This is a genomic window from Arthrobacter sp. JCM 19049 (assembly GCF_001310435.1).
Genome location: NZ_BAXF01000968.1, coordinates 1 through 502, shown reverse-complemented (window position 1 = coordinate 502; position 502 = coordinate 1). Strand labels below are relative to the sequence as shown.

Sequence of the window (502 nt, the reverse complement as noted above, 5' to 3'; positions counted from 1 at the left end):
CGATCCGCTGACCGCTGCTGTGGCGTGCTGCCGTGATGGAGAGCCCTCCTGGGATGGGGGCACCCTGGCGCCGGCCGCCCGGCTGGCACATTGAGTGTTCGATCATTGCCCGCTCCACCCTGCCGGCCCCGTTCACCGTGCAGGGCGGGGGCAGCGACCTGATCTTCCCGCACCACGAATTCTCCGCCGCCCATGCCTCGGCCGCCGACGGCAAGCCGCTGGCCGAACTGTACGTGCACACCGGCATGGTGGGCCTGGACGGTCAGAAGATGAGCAAGTCCCTGGGCAACCTGGTGCTGGTCTCCAAGCTGCGTGAGTCCGGGGTGGAGCCCGTGGCAATCCGCACCGTGCTGCTGGGCCAGCACTACCGCACCGACTGGTTCTGGACCGACGAACTGCTCCAGCAGGCCCAGGCCCGGGTGCAGCGTTGGCGCTCCCGGATCGAAGGGGCCGGACTGGCCCGAGGCGACCGCGCTGATGACCCGGATCCCTCCCGGATGGC

The 502-nt window shown here is 69.9% G+C and carries 1 pseudogene; it reads left to right on the top strand.

Going from position 1 to position 502, the window contains the following annotated elements:
• Positions 1 to 11: 11 nt before the first annotated feature.
• Positions 12 to 502 (top strand): annotated as a pseudogene (locus JCM19049_RS17385) (cysteine--1-D-myo-inosityl 2-amino-2-deoxy-alpha-D-glucopyranoside ligase); the annotation flags it as partial.